This is a genomic window from Ruminococcus sp. RTP21358st1_G6_RTP21358_211008, from assembly GCF_040908885.1.
In the GTDB taxonomy this organism is placed as follows: Bacteria; Bacillota; Clostridia; order Lachnospirales; family Lachnospiraceae; genus Blautia_A; species Blautia_A faecis.
Map to the genome: position 1 here is coordinate 56518 of NZ_JBDGDM010000009.1, position 19623 is coordinate 76140.

General features: G+C 46.1%; 18 protein-coding genes, 1 tRNA gene and 1 pseudogene. 4 read left to right on the forward strand and 16 right to left on the reverse strand.

Features of this window, described 5'->3' with window-relative positions:
• Positions 1–12: 12 nt before the first annotated feature.
• Entirely contained in the window at positions 13–768 is a 756-nt protein-coding gene (locus tag AB5Z12_RS05185) for an exodeoxyribonuclease III (protein WP_118578760.1), read from the reverse strand.
• Between the two features lie 343 nt (positions 769–1111).
• On the opposite strand from AB5Z12_RS05185, the gene AB5Z12_RS05190 reads away from it, so the two are divergent.
• The gene (locus AB5Z12_RS05190; protein WP_118578668.1) at positions 1112–1507 is read left to right on the forward strand and encodes a DUF1292 domain-containing protein; all 396 of its coding nucleotides are present in this window, start codon (positions 1112–1114) and stop codon (positions 1505–1507) included.
• A gap of 219 nt (positions 1508–1726) precedes the next feature.
• Here the strand turns inward: AB5Z12_RS05190 and AB5Z12_RS05195 are convergent, their stop codons facing one another.
• From AB5Z12_RS05195 to AB5Z12_RS05255, 13 genes are all read right to left on the reverse strand, one after another.
• Positions 1727–2239, reverse strand: coding sequence for a deoxyuridine 5'-triphosphate nucleotidohydrolase (locus AB5Z12_RS05195; RefSeq protein ID WP_148462341.1), 513 nt, complete (start codon positions 2237–2239; stop codon positions 1727–1729).
• A gap of 141 nt (positions 2240–2380) precedes the next feature.
• The gene (locus AB5Z12_RS05200) at positions 2381–4477 is read right to left on the reverse strand and encodes a polyribonucleotide nucleotidyltransferase (protein ID WP_148462345.1); all 2097 of its coding nucleotides are present in this window, start codon (positions 4475–4477) and stop codon (positions 2381–2383) included.
• Between the two features lie 371 nt (positions 4478–4848).
• Positions 4849–5115 (reverse strand): 30S ribosomal protein S15, encoded by a 267-nt coding sequence (gene rpsO, locus AB5Z12_RS05205; protein WP_148462347.1) that lies wholly within the window; start codon positions 5113–5115, stop codon positions 4849–4851.
• Between the two features lie 212 nt (positions 5116–5327).
• Positions 5328–6227: a bifunctional riboflavin kinase/FAD synthetase gene (locus tag AB5Z12_RS05210; protein ID WP_148462350.1), complete on the reverse strand. Its 900-nt coding sequence runs from the start codon at positions 6225–6227 to the stop codon at positions 5328–5330.
• Between the two features lie 72 nt (positions 6228–6299).
• Positions 6300–7190 carry a tRNA pseudouridine(55) synthase TruB gene (gene truB, locus AB5Z12_RS05215; RefSeq protein ID WP_148462351.1) on the reverse strand — a complete coding sequence of 297 codons (891 nt, stop codon included), beginning with the start codon at positions 7188–7190 and terminating at the stop codon, positions 6300–6302.
• Positions 7190–8152 carry a bifunctional oligoribonuclease/PAP phosphatase NrnA gene (locus AB5Z12_RS05220; RefSeq protein WP_148462353.1) on the reverse strand — a complete coding sequence of 321 codons (963 nt, stop codon included), beginning with the start codon at positions 8150–8152 and terminating at the stop codon, positions 7190–7192. Before AB5Z12_RS05220 ends, truB begins: the two co-directional genes overlap by 1 nt.
• 17 nt (positions 8153–8169) lie before the next feature.
• A complete protein-coding gene (rbfA, locus tag AB5Z12_RS05225) occupies positions 8170–8592 on the reverse strand; it encodes a 30S ribosome-binding factor RbfA (RefSeq protein ID WP_148462355.1) in 423 nt (140 codons plus the stop codon).
• 90 nt (positions 8593–8682) lie between these two features.
• The gene (infB, locus tag AB5Z12_RS05230) at positions 8683–11664 is read right to left on the reverse strand and encodes a translation initiation factor IF-2 (protein WP_368356963.1); all 2982 of its coding nucleotides are present in this window, start codon (positions 11662–11664) and stop codon (positions 8683–8685) included.
• Positions 11665–11824: 160 nt separating this feature from the next.
• Positions 11825–12145 carry a ribosomal L7Ae/L30e/S12e/Gadd45 family protein gene (locus AB5Z12_RS05235; protein WP_148462358.1) on the reverse strand — a complete coding sequence of 107 codons (321 nt, stop codon included), beginning with the start codon at positions 12143–12145 and terminating at the stop codon, positions 11825–11827.
• Positions 12135–12410 carry an RNase P modulator RnpM gene (locus AB5Z12_RS05240; RefSeq protein WP_148462361.1) on the reverse strand — a complete coding sequence of 92 codons (276 nt, stop codon included), beginning with the start codon at positions 12408–12410 and terminating at the stop codon, positions 12135–12137. Before AB5Z12_RS05240 ends, AB5Z12_RS05235 begins: the two co-directional genes overlap by 11 nt.
• Positions 12394–13602 (reverse strand): transcription termination factor NusA, encoded by a 1209-nt coding sequence (gene nusA / locus AB5Z12_RS05245; protein WP_148462362.1) that lies wholly within the window; start codon positions 13600–13602, stop codon positions 12394–12396. Before nusA ends, AB5Z12_RS05240 begins: the two co-directional genes overlap by 17 nt.
• 150 nt (positions 13603–13752) lie before the next feature.
• Positions 13753–14217, reverse strand: a complete 465-nt coding sequence (rimP, locus tag AB5Z12_RS05250; protein WP_118578686.1) for a ribosome maturation factor RimP — start codon at positions 14215–14217, stop codon at positions 13753–13755.
• Positions 14195–14368: a DUF6783 domain-containing protein gene (locus tag AB5Z12_RS05255; protein WP_313721407.1), complete on the reverse strand. Its 174-nt coding sequence runs from the start codon at positions 14366–14368 to the stop codon at positions 14195–14197. Before AB5Z12_RS05255 ends, rimP begins: the two co-directional genes overlap by 23 nt.
• Here AB5Z12_RS05255 and AB5Z12_RS05260 point away from each other — a divergent pair.
• Entirely contained in the window at positions 14288–14455 is a 168-nt protein-coding gene (locus AB5Z12_RS05260) for a DUF6783 domain-containing protein (protein ID WP_313721432.1), read from the forward strand. The two genes, AB5Z12_RS05255 and AB5Z12_RS05260, sit on opposite strands and share 81 nt — an antisense overlap.
• 192 nt (positions 14456–14647) lie before the next feature.
• On the opposite strand, the gene AB5Z12_RS05265 is transcribed toward AB5Z12_RS05260, so the two are convergent.
• Positions 14648–16894 (reverse strand): DNA topoisomerase (ATP-hydrolyzing) subunit A, encoded by a 2247-nt coding sequence (locus AB5Z12_RS05265; protein ID WP_148462364.1) that lies wholly within the window; start codon positions 16892–16894, stop codon positions 14648–14650.
• 50 nt (positions 16895–16944) lie between these two features.
• Between AB5Z12_RS05265 and AB5Z12_RS05270 the strand changes: the two are divergent.
• Positions 16945–17007 (forward strand): annotated as a pseudogene (locus AB5Z12_RS05270) (DUF6783 domain-containing protein); the annotation flags it as partial.
• Positions 17008–17112: 105 nt separating this feature from the next.
• Here AB5Z12_RS05270 and AB5Z12_RS05275 read toward each other — a convergent pair.
• A complete protein-coding gene (locus AB5Z12_RS05275; protein ID WP_148462366.1) occupies positions 17113–19038 on the reverse strand; it encodes a type IIA DNA topoisomerase subunit B in 1926 nt (641 codons plus the stop codon).
• 467 nt (positions 19039–19505) lie between these two features.
• Here AB5Z12_RS05275 and AB5Z12_RS05280 point away from each other — a divergent pair.
• Positions 19506–19577 (forward strand) — tRNA-Glu (locus tag AB5Z12_RS05280).
• The last annotated feature ends 46 nt before the right edge of the window (positions 19578–19623 follow it).

Here is a 19623-nt window from a genome sequence, read left to right on the forward strand (position 1 = left end):
ACTCCCTATGGTCTAAAATTTCAGATCCAGCTCTACAGGACAATGGTCGGATCCCATTATCTCGCTGTGAATCTTCGCATCCTCCAGATTCTCTTTCAAGGACGGAGAGGTGATGAAATAGTCAATTCTCCATCCGGCGTTCTTCTCTCTTGCCTTAAATCGGTAAGACCACCAGGAGTAGGCACCCTCAAGCTCCGGATAAAAGTAACGGAATGTGTCAATAAATCCAGCTTCCAGAGTTCTGGTAAAGCAGGCTCTCTCTTCATCTGTGAAGCCTGCGTTCATCCGGTTAGTCTTAGGATTCTTCAGGTCAATTTCCTGATGTGCCACATTCATGTCTCCACAGCAGATCACAGGCTTTTTCTCCTGAAGCTTCAGAAGATAAGCCAGGAAATCTCTTTCCCATTCCATGCGGTATTCCAGTCTTCGAAGCTCGGACTGGGAATTGGGCGTATATACGGTAACCAGATAAAAATCGTCCATCTCTGCAGTGATCACACGGCCTTCTTTATCGTGTTCCTCTATTCCAAGTCCGTAAGTCACGGACAACGGCTCTTTTTTCGTAAAAACAGCTGTTCCGGAATATCCCTTGCGGTTCGCGTAATTCCAATATTGATAATAACCTGGAAGCTCCAGCTTCACCTGGTTCTCCTGACATTTGGTCTCCTGAAGGCAGAAAATGTCTGCGTCCAGCTTCGCAAAGCTTTCTTCAAAGCCCTTGGTAATACAGGCACGGATTCCATTTACGTTCCATGATACAAGCTTCATGTTGTTCTCCAATCTGTAAAAATTTATATAATGCACAAAAATCCTTCTGTACATGATTTTGCCCATTTTTTCAAAGTTTCCAGTGAACTTCATTCACAAAAAACCTCTCATAGGATATTGCCTGTGAATATTCAATATATTCTAACACTTTCTTCATTATAACACAGATTTCCCTATTCACAAAACCCTATTTTTCTGGTACAATCTAAATATTGTCCGGGCATACCGTTACCAGTGAAAATGAAGCTAAAGAAGTCCCGGTGTTACCTTGTTTTACAGCATGAACATGCTTTTTCACAGGTAACATATAAATACAAATTTTTTATAAAGTGAGGTATTTTTAATGAGTGATTCAGATATGACAAACTCCTGCAGCAGCTGTGGAAGCAGCTCATCCTGCGGCGGTTCCGACTGCTCCACATGCGGTGGATGCAGCACTGACGCAAACCAGCACAGCACCATTACTCTTACCATGGAGGATGATACTGAGGTAGAATGCGCCATCCTTACCATTTTCCCGGTAGATGCAAAGGAATATATTGCGCTTCTTCCTCTTGACGAAGAGGGCCAGAATCATGACGGTGAAGTTTATCTGTATTCCTTCACCCGCACTGCAGAGGGTGCTCCCATGCTTTCCAACATTGAGAGCGACGAAGAGTACAATAAGGCTGCTATCGCATTTGACACTGTTTTACAGAATGCACGAGAAGCAGAAGCTGCCGGAACACCTTTAGAGTAATCTCTCCGGTGGTCTTTAAAGAAATTTCCTGCGGGAGCATCAGAGTAATCTTCCCGGTGGTCTTTAAAGAGATTTCCTGCGGGAGCCTGTTTGAAAAAGGCTTTCTGCAAAATTTGAAAAAAACTTAAGCACAATAAAAGCAGGTATCTGTGATTGATAAATTCATCACATTTACCTGCTTTTGTATTTCCCATAAAACTGCGAGGGCGCCGCAGCGGGTTACTTCGTCGTACTTCCAAACCCGCCATTTCTCACATCTGTCACATCATCATCTACGGTAATCCCGTACTCAACGAAGATTCCCTGCATAAAGCCTGTATCTGCCTTCAATTCTACCACTTTATTCTCATTGGTATCATTTGTCAGCTTGGCAAAAATATGGCCTTCATTGTCAGAATAAAAATAATCGCTGTCAATAATCCCCACCGTATTATTCAGCTGCAGACGGAATTTGAATCCCAGGCCGCTTCTTGGATAGCATTTCAGCACCCATTCCTGATCCATCTCCACACAGATCCCGGTCGGAATCTTGATGGTCTCGCCTGGCTTGATGGTAAAATCAGCCGGGGAAAAGAAATCATAGCCTGCGCTTCCGGCAGTAGCCCGTCTTGGAAGACGGATTCCCTCATAAATCTTCTCTGCCTCGTCAGCAGACACGCCTTCAAAAGCATCCATCCAGTCTGCCACAAAGCGCTCTTTACTTACTTTATGAAATTTTGCAATTCTCTTCATGTTTCCTCCTGTTTATCCCGTGCAGACGCATTTTCCAAAGCTCCGGCTCTGCAGCGGATATAAAGAATGCCGGGCACATCTGTCCGGCATCCCCCAAGCTGTCACTGTGCTTTTCCTACACAGTGGCCTTGCATTTTATTCTTATTTTGCCTCTGCCGGAACATCCTTGATGCTGAAGCTCATTCTTCCCATCTTGTCTTTTCCAAGGCATACAACAGTCACTTTATCTCCAAGTGTAAGAACATCCTCTACGCGGTTGATTCTCTCCTTGCAGATCTTGGAAATGTGAACCATTCCCTCTTTGCCAGGTGCGAACTCAACAAATGCGCCAAACTCCTTGATGCTTACAACCTGTCCGGTAAGGATCTGTCCCTGCTCGAAGTCAGAAGCAATGATCTCAACCATACGCTTTGCTTCCTGCATGTTCTTATCATCTACGCCGCAGATAGATACAGCACCCTCATCTGTGATGTCGATCTTAACGCCTGTGCGCTCAATGATGGTGTTGATGGTCTTACCTCTCTGGCCAACAACATCACCGATCTTCTGAGGATCGATCTGGATCTGGATGATCTTCGGAGCATATTTTCCAACAGTTGTACGAGGTGCAGGGATACATTTCTCAATAACTTCGTTAAGGATGTACTCTCTTGCTTCCTTAGTACGTCTGATTGCTTCTTCTACGATCTGTCTTGTAAGACCGTGGATCTTAATATCCATCTGAATCGCTGTGATACCGTCATGAGTTCCGGCTACCTTGAAGTCCATGTCGCCAAAGAAGTCCTCAAGTCCCTGGATATCAGTAAGAACGATATAATCATCATCTGTGTCACCTGTTACAAGACCACAGGAAATACCTGCAACCGGCTTCTTAATCGGTACACCGGCAGCCTCAAGAGACATGGTGGATGCACAGATACTTGCCTGGGAGGTAGATCCGTTTGACTCAAAGGTCTCGGATACAGTACGGATTGCATATGGGAATTCTTCTACGCTTGGAAGAACCGGTACAAGTGCTCTCTCAGCAAGTGCTCCATGACCGATCTCACGGCGTCCCGGTCCTCTGGATGGCTTTGTCTCACCTACAGAATAGGACGGGAAATTGTAGTGATGCATATATCTCTTGCTTGTCTCAAACTCGTCAAGTCCGTCAATTCTCTGTGCCTCTGCAAGAGGTGCCAGAGTAGTGATCGTACAAATCTGAGTCTGTCCACGGGTGAACATAGCAGAGCCATGTACTCTCGGGATGATGTCAACCTCTGCTGCCAGAGGACGGATCTGTGTGATTGCACGGCCGTCCGGACGTTTGTGATCTTTCAGGATCATCTTACGAACGGTCTTCTTCTGATACTGGTAAACAGCCTCACCAAGAACAGCAAGCCACTCCTCTTTCTCTGCGAAAGCTTCTTTCAGCTTGTCTGTGATCTCTGCAATATTGTTCTCTCTTGTCTGCTTGTCATCAGAGAATACGGCAACTTCCATTTCTTCCGGAGGAACGATCTCCTTGATGGCGTCAAACAGCTCCTGCGGAACTGCACAGGACTCATAGCTGTGTTTCTCTTTACCGCACTCAGCGATGATCTGATCGAAGAATCTGATGATCTCCTGGTTTACCTCATGTGCTTTATAAATAGCCTCGATCATCTGATCCTCCGGAACCTCGTTGGCACCGGCCTCGATCATGATAACTTTGTCTCTTGTGGAAGCTACTGTCAGCTGAAGATCAGAAATATCCTTCTGAGCCAGTGTAGGGTTCACAACATACTCTCCATTGATCAGGCCGATCTGTGTCGTTGCACATGGGCCATCAAATGGAATATCAGAAATACAGGTAGCAAGGGAAGAACCAAGCATAGCCGGGATCTCCGGGTTGCACTCCGGATCTACAGACATAACCATGTCTACCAGTGTTACGTCGTTTCTGTAATCCTTCGGGAACAAAGGACGCATAGGTCTGTCGATAACACGGGAGGTAAGGATTGCGTGCTCGCTTGCCTTTCCTTCTCTCTTATTGAAACCGCCCGGAATCTTTCCTACGGCGTACATTTTCTCTTCATATTCAACGCTTAATGGGAAAAAGTCGATTCCCTCTCTTGGCTCCTTGGATGCAGTTGCTGTAGCAAGTACAGTGGTATCACCATAATGCATAAGTGCTGCGCCATTGGCCTGTTTCGCAACACGTCCGATATCTACGGTAAGTGTTCTTCCAGCTAATTCCATGGAATAACTTTTGTACATGTCTTCTCTCCTTTTTCATATAAAATATTGATCTGAAGCCACCTTACACTTCTGCAGAAGCTGTAAAAACCAGTTCTGACCGACGTATATTGCAGCTCTCTTTGCCTCTGTCACAACAGAAGTCCGAAACGACTGAAAAATACATTTGATATTGCTGGGAACAGTTCTCTTCAAATGTTCTCTTCAAATGTCCTTTTCAGAAGTCTCGGAAATCTTTATCTGTCAGGTTGCCCTTACAGACAATAGTGCCTCTATTGTGACACTTATCACTATCCACAAAAGCTCCGGTAGAAAGCTTGTCAGTGAACAATCATAACTTTCCTCACATCTTAAAATAGGGCGGATGGATATCCGCCCCTTCCGCATACTAATTATTTTCTTAAACCTAATTTCTCAATCAGTGCACGGTATCTTTCGATGTCTGTTTTCTTTAAGTAAGCTAACAGTCCACGTCTCTGACCTACCATTTTCAGCAGACCACGTCTGGAATGATGATCCTTGTGGTTGTTCTGTAAATGCTCAGTAAGCTCCTGGATTCTTGCAGTAAGAACAGCTACCTGTACCTCTGGTGAACCAGTATCTCCCTCACATCTTGCATACTCTTTCATAATTGCTGTTTTCTTTTCTTTTGAAATCATCTTGATTTCCTCCTTATTATTCTTAATGGTCTCCCATGCAGGTATTCCTGTGGGGACGTAATCGCCGCATATTAAGAGACGGTCGGAGTGTCCAACCCCTGAATATGGGCTGTCTGATATGTGAACGCAGGAAGTAAACCTACTCACACCTTGCCTAGTATAGCATACCCGCCAGATTCTGTAAACTGTTTTTTTCGTTTTTCTTCCCGATATTATTTCTCAGTTTTTTCAAAAAATCTCCGGCCATCCTCTGCATCCGCCAGAAGTCTGCTCTTCAGCGCCTCAAGAGAGGGAAATTTCCGTTCCGGCCTCAAAAACTTTTTGAAATCCACCCGGCATTCCTCTCCGTAGAGATCTTCCTTACAGTCAAAAAGATAGGTTTCCACCCCTATAAAGCTCTCACCAACCGTAGGCTTACAGCCAATGTTGGTAATTCCGTGGTATATCTTATCCCCGAAATAAGAGCTTGTCACATACACACCGTTTGGCGGCAGGATCTTGGTCCTGGGAGGCACGAGATTGGTGGTGGGAAGCAGGACCTTATGTCCCATTCCCCTGCCATGCACCACCTGGCCTTCCACAAAGTAATCCCTTCCCATAAGGGAAGTAACTTTCTCCATATTTCCTTTTTTCAGTTCTTCTCTGATATAGGTACTGCTGATCTTCCTGTGTCCATCCATTTCTTTGGAAAGGATTTCCACATCAAAGCCATACTTTTCTCCAAATTCCATAAGAAGCCGGGGCGTACCTTTCCGCTCAAAGCCAAACCGGTTGTCCTCTCCTACTACTACGTAGGATGCCCCAAGATCTCCCATAAGAATCTCTTTTATAAAATTCTCAGCCTTCATATGCCGGATCCTGTCATTTAACTGGCATTCTACCAGCACATCCACGCCAAGCTTTTCAAGAAGGGAAGCGCGCTCCTGGCTGGTAAGGATCATGTTGCTGGAAGCATCAATGGCAAAAAGGACAGCCTGTTCTCCAAGTGTCTTCCGCTCCCTGATCTTCTCAACCAGTTTCCTGTGGCCACGGTGGATCCCGTCAAATTTTCCCATTGTTACTGCACAGTTGGCAAGCTTTGGAAACTCACCCTCTATCTTCAGGTATTCCATAATCTCTCCTGTCACACCAGTTTATGTCTGATTGGTGACTATTCAGCACCTGCCAAATCGTCACTTTATTATTCAGAACATTTTCACCGGATAATATTTCTTCTCCCCTGCATCCCACTGAAAAATACCTGTAAAAGTTCCGTCACTGGCGTACATGCGCACCCAGCCTTCTTTGTGCTGGGGACTCACCAGATTGTCGGACAGCGGATTTCCATTTGCCAGAAGCCTGTCCCCGTAAGAATCCGCATAAAGAGCGGGGTACTCAGCCAGAACTGCCTCTACCGGATCGATCATATCCTGGACGGTTCCATCTGCCACGGCAGCTTCCACCTGGGCAAGCGTATGGCTCTCAGAGAGAGAATACCGGCCTACCCTTGACCGGAGCAGTTCTTCCATACAGCCGCCACAGCCAAGCTTCTCACCAATATCATGGCACAAGGTGCGGATATAGGTTCCCTTACTGCAGGTCACTCTTATTTTCACCAGCGGAAGATGAAATTCCAGAGGCTCTATCTCGTAGAAGCACACTGGCCGGGCTTTTCGCTCAACCGTTTTGCCCTCTCTTGCCAGCTCATAAAGTTTCTTTCCATTTACCTTCAGAGCAGAATACATAGGCGGAACCTGAAGCTGCTCCCCTACAAAGCTTTTCAGTACTTTTCGCACTTCCTCCTCAGTCACATTCACTGGCCGCTCTTCCAGAACTGTTCCGGACATATCCTGGGTATCCGTGTCGATTCCCAGATGAAGCACTGCCTCATACGTTTTTTCCTTATCTGTAAGAAGATCCACCAGCTTGGTGCCCTTTCCAAGAGCTACCGGCAAAACACCGGTAGCATCCGGGTCAAGAGTACCTGTGTGCCCTATCTTTTTCATATGGAGAATTCCCCGAAGCTTGGCTACCACATCATGGGAGGTAAAGCCCTTTTCCTTGTGAATTACAATGATTCCCTGAAAATCTGCCATTACTTATCCTGTCCTAAAAGCTGTTTTTCGATCTGTTCTGAAATATTATTGATAACGTCATACATGGAGCCGGCCAGATCACAGCCTGCTGCTTTCACATGTCCGCCTCCTCCGAAATAGGAAGCAATCTTGCTTACATCTACAGAACCGTTGGAACGGAGTGATACCTTAAACACCTGGCTTTCATGCTCATAAATAAACATTGCCACTTCCACACCTTTCGTAAGACGGAGCTGGCTTACGATTCCATCCAGGTCTGACGGCTTTACACCATAGAAATCCATGTCTCTCAGCTTCATGTAGCCAACGATACATTTGCCATCCAGAAGCATAATGCTCTCTGCCAGAACACGCCCCATGACCTGATTCTGAATGTAGCTCTTCTGATAGAAGGATTCGTCAATAATATTGGAAAAATCAACACCTTTTTCCATCAGGTCACCGGCAATACGCATGGTGTCCGGAGATGTGGAGGAATACTGGAATACACCTGTATCGTGGATCATTCCGGTATAAATAGCAGTTGCAATATCCAGATCGATTTTTTCTTTGTTAAGAAGCTTATACAGAACCTCGCTGGCAGAGCTGATCTCACCATGTACGTGGTTCACATCTGCAAATCCCGGATTGCTCACATGATGGTCAATGCAGACGGTCTTTTTCGCAGAAGCGAAATAATCAGACGCTACTGCCAGACGGTCAGGAGCGCTTACATCACAGGTTACAAAAAGATCATACTCTCTGGGCTCGCCTGCTTCATAATGCACCTCGTCCATGCATGCAATATGTCCGAATACCGGCTTCGGCTTCTCCAGATAGATATCTGCCTTGATTTCAGGATACCATTTCTTTATATACAGATAAAGTGCCATGCAGGAACCTACACAGTCACCATCTGGGCGAACATGTCCCCCAATTCCCATGGTCTTTACGCCATCCAGAATTTCTTCGATTCTCTCCATTCCCTTCACCTCGATTTTTACTCTTCGTCTTCAGTTTCTGCTGCATCCTGTTTTTCCCCATCCTCACTCTCAGTGCCCTTCGAATGGTCGTGTTCGATCACATCATCGATAAGTCTGGACATATTTACGCCATATTCAATAGACTCATCCAGAATGAAGCGGATTTCCGGAGTGTTGCGAAGATTCAGGTTCTTCGCAAGCTGACGGCGGATATAGCCTTCTGCACTTTTCAGCCCTTTAATTGTGGACTGCTTGGATTCCTCGCTGCCAAGGACACTGATAAATGCCTTGCAGGTCTTAAGATCCGGTGCAACCTCCACAGCCATGACAGATGTCATGGGATGGATGCGGGGATCCTTGATCTCACTGCGGATAATGTTGCTCAGTTCTTTCTGAACTTCTGCATTGATCCTTGTATTTTTAATGCTGTTTTTTCTCATTTTTTGGTCTCCTATATGAGCGCAGGCTCTGACAACGAAAAATTGGGGGCAATGAGCTTGCCCCCAACTGACACCTGCGATTACTACGCTCTAGCGCGGCACCTCAACCATAATATATGCTTCAACTTTATCTTCTTCTTTAACGTCATTGAAATCCTGGAATACAAGACCACACTCATAGCCCGCACGGACTTCTTTGACATCATCTTTAAATCTCTTAAGGGAAGCCAGCTCACCTTCATAGATCTGCTCCTCGTCTCTTGTGATTCGTACCTTGCATCCTCTCTGGAAGGTACCGTCAAGCACATAGCTTCCTGCGATAGTACCGATACCGGAAGCCTTGAACAGCTGACGAACCTCTGCATGACCGATTACCTTCTCCTCAAATACCGGATCCAGCATACCCTTCATGGCAGCTTCCACGTCCTCAATTGCCTGGTAGATAACACGGTACAGACGAAGGTCAACGCCTTCCTGCTCTGCCAGCTGTTTCGCTGTGGTATCAGGACGAACGTTAAATCCGATGATGATCGCATTTGATGTAGCAGCAAGGCTGACATCAGACTCATTGACAGCACCAACGCCGCCATGGATCACTCTTACAACAACCTCATCATTGGAAAGTTTTACAAGACTCTGTTTTACAGCCTCTACAGAACCCTGCACATCGGCTTTGACAATAATCGGGAGCTCCTTAAGGTCGCTTGCCTGAATCTGGTCAAACAGATTATCCAGGGAAAGTTTACCCTTAGTTTCCTCAAGAAGACGGTTCTTATTCTCGGAAACAAATGCTGCTGCAAAATTCTTAGCCTCTTTATCATTCTCAAAGGACATAAGAACCTCTCCGGCATTCGGAACATCGCCAAGACCAAGGATCTCTACAGGAGTAGACGGACCAGCCTGTTTTACACGGCGTCCCTTATCATCCATCATGGCACGTACTTTACCATTGCATGCTCCGGCTGCGATAAAATCTCCAACATGAAGAGTACCCTTCTGTACAAGGATCGTAGCAACCGGTCCTTTGCCTTTATCCAGCTGAGCCTCGATCACAAGACCTCTTGCTGCACGGTTCGGGTTTGCCTTCAGCTCAGAAACCTCTGCGGTTAAAAGGATCATTTCAAGAAGATCATCAATGCCCTCTCCTGTCTTGGCAGATACCGGAACGAACGGAGTTGTACCGCCCCAGTCCTCAGGAATCAGCTCATACTCGGAAAGCTCCTGTTTTACACGTTCAATGTTTGCACTTGGCTTATCGATCTTGTTGATGGCAACGATGATCTCAACACCAGCAGCCTTTGCATGGCTGATAGCTTCTACTGTCTGTGGCATAACACCATCATCAGCTGCAACTACAAGAACAGCGATATCTGTGGAGTTTGCTCCACGCATACGCATGGCAGTGAATGCCTCATGTCCCGGTGTATCAAGGAAAGTGATCTTCTGTCCGTTGATATCAACTACATAAGCACCGATATGCTGTGTGATTCCACCAGCCTCGCCTCTTGTTACGTTTGTCTTACGGATTGCATCCAGAAGAGAAGTTTTACCATGGTCAACGTGTCCCATTACACAGACTACCGGTGGTCTTGAAACCATTGTGGATTCGTCTTCCTCTTCCTCTTTCAGAAGCTCCTCAATTACATCTACTTTTTCTTCTTTTTCTGCAATAATGTCAAATCCAAGAGCAATCTCTTCTGCCTGCTCGAAATCGATCTCGTGGTTTACCGTTACCATCTGACCTTCCATGAACAGCTTCTTAACAATTGCAGATGGCTGCATCTTCATCGCTTCTGCAAGCTCGCGGATGGTAAGCTTCTCCGGAATTGTGATCTCCTTGATCTCCGGTTTCTTCTCTTCCTGTTTCTGCTGCGGAGCAGGTTTCTGAAGTGCTTTCGGGATTCTGGACATCTGGTTTCTGCCGCCCTGGTTTGGTCTGTGTCCGCCACCTGATGTCTTATCGAAATCTTTCTTTTTATTCTTGTTCTCTCTGTCACGCTCACGCTTGCTGTCCTTGGATGTCTTGGTCAGCTCTGGTGTAAAGATTGCGTCAGATCCGCCGCTTCTTCTTGCACCGCCGGAGCGCTGTCCACCCTGGTGGTTCTGTCCGCCAAAGCGTCCTTCACTACGGTTATCTCCGTCTTTTCCTCCGAAACGTCCCTGACCGCCCTGTGGTCTTCCCTGGCCAAATCTGCTGCCATTTCCGTTTCCATTTCTATTGTCTCTGTTGTCACCGCCCTGACGGAATCCACGTCCGTTTCCATCACCCTGGCGCGGTCCTCTGTTCTGGGAATCCCCCTGTCTTACAGGTCTTCCCTGACCATCATTATTTCTGTTTCCGCGGAATCCGCCCTGGCCGCCCTGTGGTCTTCCCTGGCCGAATCTGCCTCCGTTCCCATTTCTGTCACCACGATTGTTATCCCCGCGATTATTGTCGCGGCCTTCGCCTTGACGGAAATTACGGTTGCCCTGGCCATTTCCCTGACGCTGTTGGCCGTCGTTTCTGTTCTGCTGTGCAGCTGGTCTCTGGGATTCTGTCCTTGGAGCTTCTGCTTTTGGTGCAGTCTGAACCGGTTTTGCCGGCTCTGTCTTCGGTGCACTTACCGGTGCGCTCTTTGGTGCTGTCTCAGCTTTTGGTGCCTCAGCTTTTGGTGCTTCTGTCTTAGGAGCCTCAGCCTTCGGTGCACTTACCGGCTTCGGTGCTTCTGTCTTAGGAGCTTCTGTCTTCGGTGCTGCCTTTACAGGTGCCTCCGCTTTCGCTGCCGGCTGTGCCTGTGCTGCAGGACGTGTGCCCTGTGGACGTGCTTTTCTCTCTCCAACTGGTTTCTTTCTGTTCTTCCCGCCGTCACTTGCATTCTGTGCATGATATACGCGGATAATATTTTTTTTCTTCTTCGGTGCCTCTGCACCGTCGCCTTCTTTCTTTACTGACACTTTCTGCTCTTCTGTCTTAGGAGTCTCCAATGTTATTCCTTTCTCCTTTCCCGTATCTATAACTTTTTTCACTCTGTTTTTATTCTCTCTGTTTTGCTTATTTCTGTCTTTGGCAGGCTCATGTGACTTTATCACCATATGCCATTCTCCCTTCACCAGTACGAGCCAGGATACGCTTTCATAAGTCTTTCGCAGCTCGTATTATCAAAAATCATTTCCCGGGAACATTTAAAAGCATTCCCTGGAACGCTTTTTCCTCTTTGGTTCAGGTCGTTTTCTCAGACAACAGTGGTATGCTCTAAAGCTCCTTCCCCTCATCCTGCAACACCTTCATAATAGCTTCTGCAAAATTCCAGTCCTGTACAGCCAGGCTGGCACGGAATTCCTTGCCCATGGCATGCCCTAACGTTTCTTTATCTGAAAGGATATACAAGGGCACTTCGTAAAATTCACACATGTTCCGGAATTTCTTCTTGGTGTTATCAGAAGAATCTCCGGCTACGATTGCCAGATATCCTTTGCCGGTCTTAATGGATTTCTCAGTGGAAAACTCTCCGCTGACTGTCTTTCCGGCCTTTGTTGCAAGTCCGATCAGGGACAGTGCTTTATTATTCTTCAATACTATCAAACTCCTTCTCAAGGCTATCATAAACCTCATCCGGGATAGCTGCTTTCAAAGAACGCTCCAGTCCGTGATTTTTTCTGGCTTTCTCCAGACACTCACGGCTCTTGCAGATGTAGGCTCCGCGACCGTTTTTCCTGCCTGTAGCATCCAGAACGATCTCATCCTCTGCGGTTTTCAACACCCTGATCATTTCTTTTTTATTCTTCATTTCTCTGCAGCCAGTACACTGGCGCATGGGAATTTTATTCTTCGTCTTCATTCTCTACCGCATCCTCAGTCTCTTCAGACTCTTCACCGGCAGCTGTTTCTTCGCTATCCTGAGAAATTTCTTCTGTAGCGGACTCCTCAGACTCTTCGTACTCGTCATCCTCATAGTACTCATCGTCATCCTCGTCATAATCATAGAAGTCGCCGGACTCTCTTGCCTGGGTTTCACTCTTGATATCAATCTTAAATCCAGTCAGACGTGCTGCAAGGCGTGCATTCTGTCCTTCTTTGCCGATTGCAAGGGAAAGCTGGTAATCCGGAACCACAACAAGTGCAGTCTTCTCATCCGGATCTGCCATAACAGCGATTACCTTCGCCGGGCTTAATGCATTCTCGATCAGGATTGCAGGATTCTCATCCCAGTTGATGATATCAATCTTCTCACCGCGAAGCTCATTTACAATCGCACTTACACGGGCACCATTTACACCAACACATGCTCCAACCGGATCTACATCAGGATCGTTGCTCCATACTGCCAGCTTGGTACGGGAACCTGCCTCACGGGCAATGCTCTTGATCTCAACAGTTCCGTCCTTCACCTCAGCAACCTCAGACTCAAAGAGGCGTTTTACAAGGCCAGGATGTGTTCTGGAAACAAGGATACGAGGTCCCTTCGGTGTATCCTTTACCTCAAGAATATACACTTTGATTCTCTCAGTAGGCTTGAAGGTCTCGCCCTTCACCTGCTCATTCTCAGCAAGGATTGCATCTGCCTTACCAAGATTTACGCTTACATTATGTCCTACCACACGCTGTACAATGCCGGTAACAACTTCTTTCTCATTGCCGTGATACTGGTCAAACAGAACTTTACGCTCTTCCTCACGGATTTTCTGAAGGATTACATTCTTTGCATTCTGTGTTGCAATACGGCCAAATTTGTCAGAGTGAACCGGTACCTTCAGGATATCGCCAACCTCTGCATTGGTGTTCTGCTTCTGTGCTTCTACAAGAGAAACCTCTTCAGCAGGATCTTCTACGAATTCTACAACCTTGCGGTCTGCATATACACTGAAATCGCCTGTTTCTCTGTTAATGGTAACATGTACATTGTCAGCTTTTCCAAAATGATTCTTGTATGCCTGGATCAGGGACTGCTCAATGGCATCCAGCAAAGTTTCCTTGCTGATATTTTTCTCGCGTTCCAGTTCGTCCAGAGCACCCATTAACTCCTTGTTCATTTTTCTTATTTCCTCCTTTTTGCTTTCCAGCATAATCGCTTATTTCTTAAATCGGACATGTCGCCTACTGGCAGCATCTTCCTATATGAAAGTCAGCTGTTCCGCGCCTGTGGTACTCCCACAGCTGCCAGCCCGGACTTTCATGGTAACTTAAAAATCAATTGCCAGACGCACCAGTGCGATATCTTTCTTATCGAAAGTGCGTGGAGTTCCCTCCTCATCAATGGTCACACTGTTATTATCATATGCTGTCAGTTCACCACAAAATTCTTTCTGTTTCTCGATTGGCCGGTAGGTTCTGATTTCTACCAGTTTGCCAATGCTTCTGGCAAAATCTTTTTCTTTCTTCAGAGGTCTGTCAAGTCCCGGAGAGCTGATCTCCATGATGTAGCTGTCCTCGATGAAATCATCTTCGTCAAGCCTGTCGCTGAAAGCCCTGCTTACTGTCTCGCAGTCATTCACTGTGATTCCGCCTGGTTTGTCAATGTAGCCGCGAAGATACCAGTTTCCTGCCTCCTTGACATATTCCACATCTACCAGTTCGAATCCATTGCTTTCTACGATCGGAGATAACAATGCTTCTGCTTTCTGTTCATACTCTTCTTTTCTGCTCATTTTTCCCACCTGCCTCTCTGGAGCGTGTTTGAAAAACCATTCCCGCAATCTGCACGCCCCACTTTGCGGTATATTTCACCCGAATTCGGTTGCCGTAGCCCGCTACGGCGCCCTCATCCGGGCGAAATCTCCCACAAATTGTGACGCACATCTTGCAGAAAGCCTTTTTCAAACACGCTCTGGTCCTTATCATCAAAAAGAGTGGGCTCACGCCCACTCCTTTGTCAACAAGTTCTGATTTCTTGTATTATTCTAACACCTTTAAATCCAAATTGCAAGGGCTTTTTCTTATAAATGCCCATTTTACAAGGTTTTAACCCATTTTGACAGTATTGTTAAGCTTGTTTCACCAGCAACAGCTTTTACTCTCAGCTCTTTTGAGCTTCCGCTACACAACCTGTATAACAGCCTTTTCTTCATAATCTGCTGCTTAGATTCTGGGCTTCATACCCTTGGTATCACGTTTGGCCAGCTTTACCTTGTTCAATGCATACGGCTTGTCGTGATACTGAATGGTGTACTCCTGTCTCGGTTCCACCAGATAGGCATGCTCAAGAACATCCCCGTCCCCCAGCTTCATTCCTCTTACACCAACAGAGGTCTTCTTCATAGTAGAAACATCCGTTTTCAGGATACGGAGAAAATAGCCATTCTGACTCTGGAACACCACCTGTTCCATTTCATCTGCAGGACCTACAAATATCAGCTGATCCTCTTCTCCCAGCTTGGTAGATGCAATCGTTCTCTTTGCCACATCGAATTCCTCACCTGCGACAAGCTTGCACATGGAGGTCTTAGTCACGAACAACAGGGTGGATAATTTCACCTGTCCTACAGGTGCCACATAAAGGATCTGCTCTTGGCTGCTGTCGTAGTTACTCAGGTTATCAGCCGGAGTTCCCTTGTCACGGAAGCGCACCAGCGGAATGTCTGCCACTTTGATGGAATGCATGCGTCCCATATCTGTGAAAATGCAGATCTTGTCTGTATTCATACAGGTAAAAATAAATTTATTCTCTGCATGGGCAGCCTCTTTGTTTCTCTCATAAGCATTCTTATCAATAAGGCGCATATAGCCGAAGCGGTCCATAAGGAAGCAGACCTCTGTCTCTTCCATCTTCTTTTCTTCGTAAACTGCCTCTTCTGCGTTCTCGATCACAGTTCTTCTCTTGGTGCTGTATTCTTTTTTGATTCCGTCAAGTTCTTCAATAATTACTTCACACATGGAATCATAGTTGTTCAGAATATCTTCATAAGAAGCAATATTTTTCATAGTCTGGTCATACTCTGCCTGAAGTGCCTCAATTTCTAGTCCGATCAGACGATACAGACGCATTTCCAGAATGGCTGTAGCCTGATTCTCCGTAAATTTCAGATTCTTTGCAGCTTTCTCACTGGCTTTTGACTTGAATCTGATTCCCTCTGTGATACCCTCTACCAGACACTTTTTAACCTGGTCACGGCTCTTGCTGCCTCGAAGGATCTCAATGATCAGATCGATTACATCACAGGCTTTGATAAGGCCTTCCTGAATTTCCTTTTTCTCAAGCTCTTTTCCCAGAAGAGTCTTGTACTTGCGGGTAGTTACTTCGAACACAAAATCCACATGGTGCTCAATCACCTGCTTCAGGCTTAAGGTTTCCGGACGTCCGTCTGCAACAGCCAGCATATTGACTCCGAAGGTGTCTTCCAGTCTGGTTTTCTTGTAGAGCATGTTGGTGAGATTCTCTACATCTGCATCCTTTTTCAGTTCCAGTACAATACGGATTCCTTCCTTGGAGGACTGGTTGGAAATATCCACAATATCTGTGGTTTTCTTGGTTTCTACAAGGGAGGCTACGTCGTTAAGGAATTTTCCAATATTGGCACCGATCATGGTGTACGGAATCTCGGTGATCACCAGCTGCTGGCGACCGCCTTTTACTTTTTCCACTTCCACTTTACCGCGGAGACGGAGCTTGCCGCTTCCGGTCTCATAAATATTCAGAAGATCATCTTTATTTACAACCAGACCGCCTGTAGGGAAATCCGGTCCTTTCAGATAACGCATCAGGCCTTTCACACTGATGTCGTTGTTCTTTATATAAGCCTTCACTGCATCCACAACCTCCCCAAGGTTATGAGGCGGAATGCTGGTGGCCATACCTACGGCGATACCATCTGCACCGTTTACCAGAAGGTTGGGAATCTTCACCGGAAGCACCTGAGGCTCCTTCTCTGTCTCGTCGAAGTTTGGCATAAAGTCCACTACATTTTTGTCAAGGTCTGCCAGAAAAACCTCCTGGGTCAGTTTCTCCAGTCTTGCCTCTGTATATCGCATGGCAGCGGCACCGTCTCCCTCAATGGAGCCGAAGTTTCCATGACCGTCTACCAGGATTTTGCCCTTCTTGAAATCCTGCGCCATTACAACCAGTGCTTCATAAATAGAGCTGTCCCCGTGAGGGTGATATTTACCCATGGTATCTCCAACGATACGGGCGCACTTACGATATGGACGGTCGTAACGGATCCCAAGCTCGTACATATCATACAGGGTTCTTCGCTGTACCGGCTTCAGGCCATCGCGGACATCCGGAAGTGCCCTGGAAATGATAACGCTCATGGCATAATCTATATAGGATTTTTGCATCACGTCCGCATAGTCCGTGGCAATTACATTCTCCTGCTTTGTTTCCATAATCTGTTTTCCTTTCAAACACACTCTGGAGCCTGTTTAAAAAATCATTCCTGCAATCTCCCACAAATTGTAACGCACATCTTGCAGAAAGCATTTTTCAAACACACTCCAAGCTAAAATCTGAGGTTCTCCTCTTGCAAAATACTCTTCTATATTACGTTCAGACCATATTCTGCTTTTTCGTCCGAAAAATCCTGCTCTTTCGGATTTCAGCCTTCTTAAATATCCAGTTCTGCATCAGTTGCATGCTCGTAAATAAATGCCTTTCTTGGCGGCACGTCGCTTCCCATCAGGATTTCCGTCACGCTGGAAGCCATACGGGCATCCTCAATTTCCACCCGTTTCATTCTACGGGTTTCCGGATTTAAGGTTGTCTCCCAAAGCTGCTGGGCATCCATCTCTCCAAGACCTTTGTATCTCTGGAGGGTAAAGCTTCCCGGCTTGTGACTGCGGCGGTATTTTTCCAGTGCCTTATCATCATACAGGTACTCTTCGGCACCCTTCTTCGGCATTACTTTGTAAAGAGGGGGCATGGCAATATAAACATGTCCCTCATAGATCAGTTCCGGCATAAAACGATAGAATAAAGTAAGTAAAAGTGTGGAAATATGAGCACCATCCACATCCGCATCGGCCATAATCACGATCTTGTCGTAACGAAGTTTAGTGATATCAAAGTCGTTTCCATAGCCTTCGGAAAATCCGCATCCAAATGCATTGATCATAGTCTTGATCTCTGCGTTTGCAAGCACCTTGTCAATGGTGGCTTTCTCCACATTCAGGATCTTACCGCGGATCGGAAGAATTGCCTGGTAATTACGATCTCTGGCAGTCTTTGCAGAACCGCCAGCGGAATCTCCCTCTACGATAAAGATTTCACAAAGTGAAGGATCTTTTTTCTCGCAATTGGCAAGCTTTCCATTGGAATCGAAAGAATATTTCTGCTTGGTGAGAAGGTTGGTCTTGGCACGCTCCTCTGTCTTACGGATCTTGGCGGCCTTTTCCGCACAGGACAAAATGGTCTTCAAAGTTTCCAGGTTTCGGTCAAAATAGAGTACCAGCTGCTCAGACATTACTTTTCCCGTGGCGCGGGCTGCATCCTGATTGTCCAGTTTGGTCTTGGTCTGCCCCTCAAAGCGTGGCTCCGGGTGCTTGATGGAAACAACCGCTGTCATTCCATTACGGATATCCGCTCCTGTGAAATTAGCATCTTTTTCCTTCAGAATACCGATCTCACGGGCGTAAGTATTCATCACCGTTGTAAAGGTTGTTTTAAATCCGGTAAGATGAGTACCGCCTTCTGCATTGTAAATATTATTGCAGAAACCAAGTACATTCTCACGGAATTCGTTGGTGTACTGAAATGCTGCTTCTACCTGGATTCCATCGGCTTCTCCTTTCAGATAAATCGGTTCGTGGAGAGCTTCGGAATTGTGATTCAGGTCTTTGATATATCCCACGATTCCATCTGGCTCATGATAAGTGATATCTTCAGGAGTATCACCACGAAGATCCATGAAATGAATGGTAAGGTTGGGATTCAGGTATGCAGTCTCATGGAGACGGCTCTTTACTTCTGTGGATGAAAATCTTGTTTTTTCAAAAATCTCCGGGTCCGGAAGAAAATTCACGCAGGTTCCGGTCTGTCTGGTCTTGCCAAGCCTGGGGAGAAGTCCCTCTTCCAGTTCAATCGTGGGGATACCTCTCTCATAATGATCGTGATGTACAAATCCATCACGGCTGATCTTAATATCCAGATATGTGGACAGGGCATTTACAACGGAAGAACCAACGCCATGAAGTCCACCGCTTGTCTTATAAGCAGAGTTGTCAAATTTACCGCCTGCATGGAGGGTGGTAAATACAAGACGCTCTGCAGATACCCCTTTCGCATGCATATCTACCGGAATTCCTCGTCCATTATCAGTGACCGTACAGGAGCCGTCTTTCTCCAGTGTTACTTCAATTTCAGAACAGTAACCGGCCAGATGTTCATCTACCGCATTGTCCACGATCTCATAGATCAGGTGGTTCAGGCCTTTTCTGGATACGCTTCCGATGTACATTCCCGGACGTTTCCGAACAGCTTCCAATCCTTCCAGGACAGAAATACTACCCGCGTCGTAAGTGTCTTTCTTTGCCATGGTGTTAATTCCTTTCTTACTATCATTCAGACTGTTACCAGTGAACAGTAACTTCAGACTCTGCTGTCCCATATTCTTCTTTTATGCATCCAGTGTACCGACAGGATTGTTCGAGAAATCAACTTGTAAGTGCACGAAATAACTGCTCATTTCATTTACAGCTCTACATTTCATGATGCACTGTCTGGGCTTCAGCATTTATTCCAATGGTTGTGAAAAGCGGACAGTATGTCCGCTTCTTTTCCATTCTTATCTTCTGTTCAAACATTCGTTCTATATCATACCCCAGTTTATGGTATTTTTGCAAGTAAAATTTGGGTTTTCTATTTTGTTTAAAATTTTTTTGACACCGCAAACCCGCTTATTTCCTGGCTTTTTTCGGAGTTTTTCAATTTTTCGCAAAAAAAATAAAAAAAGTGCTTGCATTCTCCTGCAAAGTAAGATATACTAAGCGAGTCGGTTGACAAGGCCAGTTGGTCAAGGGGTTAAGACGTCGCCCTCTCACGGCGAAAACACGAGTTCGATTCTCGTACTGGCTGCTTTATTTTCCGACAAATTGAATACATATGTTAAGCGAACCGCTTA

Excerpts from the sequence above, each read along its gene's own strand:
- AB5Z12_RS05255 (WP_313721407.1), bottom strand. The coding sequence starts at position 14,368 with ATGTGCGTCACAATTTGTGGGAGATTTCGCCCGGATGAGGGCGCCGTA.
- AB5Z12_RS05200 (WP_148462345.1), bottom strand. The coding sequence starts at position 4,477 with ATGTACAAAAGTTATTCCATGGAATTAGCTGGAAGAACACTTACCGTA.
- infB (WP_368356963.1), bottom strand. The coding sequence starts at position 11,664 with ATGGTGATAAAGTCACATGAGCCTGCCAAAGACAGAAATAAGCAAAAC.
- truB (WP_148462351.1), bottom strand. The coding sequence starts at position 7,190 with ATGGCAGATTTTCAGGGAATCATTGTAATTCACAAGGAAAAGGGCTTT.
- nusA (WP_148462362.1), bottom strand. The coding sequence starts at position 13,602 with ATGAACAAGGAGTTAATGGGTGCTCTGGACGAACTGGAACGCGAGAAA.
- AB5Z12_RS05265 (WP_148462364.1), bottom strand. The coding sequence starts at position 16,894 with ATGGAAACAAAGCAGGAGAATGTAATTGCCACGGACTATGCGGACGTG.
- rbfA (WP_148462355.1), bottom strand. The coding sequence starts at position 8,592 with ATGAGAAAAAACAGCATTAAAAATACAAGGATCAATGCAGAAGTTCAG.
- AB5Z12_RS05195 (WP_148462341.1), bottom strand. The coding sequence starts at position 2,239 with ATGAAGAGAATTGCAAAATTTCATAAAGTAAGTAAAGAGCGCTTTGTG.
- AB5Z12_RS05275 (WP_148462366.1), bottom strand. The coding sequence starts at position 19,038 with ATGGCAAAGAAAGACACTTACGACGCGGGTAGTATTTCTGTCCTGGAA.
- AB5Z12_RS05210 (WP_148462350.1), bottom strand. The coding sequence starts at position 6,227 with ATGGAATACCTGAAGATAGAGGGTGAGTTTCCAAAGCTTGCCAACTGT.
- rpsO (WP_148462347.1), bottom strand. The coding sequence starts at position 5,115 with ATGATTTCAAAAGAAAAGAAAACAGCAATTATGAAAGAGTATGCAAGA.
- AB5Z12_RS05220 (WP_148462353.1), bottom strand. The coding sequence starts at position 8,152 with ATGGAGAGAATCGAAGAAATTCTGGATGGCGTAAAGACCATGGGAATT.
- AB5Z12_RS05240 (WP_148462361.1), bottom strand. The coding sequence starts at position 12,410 with ATGAAGACGAAGAATAAAATTCCCATGCGCCAGTGTACTGGCTGCAGA.
- AB5Z12_RS05185 (WP_118578760.1), bottom strand. The coding sequence starts at position 768 with ATGAAGCTTGTATCATGGAACGTAAATGGAATCCGTGCCTGTATTACC.
- rimP (WP_118578686.1), bottom strand. The coding sequence starts at position 14,217 with ATGAGCAGAAAAGAAGAGTATGAACAGAAAGCAGAAGCATTGTTATCT.
- AB5Z12_RS05190 (WP_118578668.1), top strand. The coding sequence starts at position 1,112 with ATGAGTGATTCAGATATGACAAACTCCTGCAGCAGCTGTGGAAGCAGC.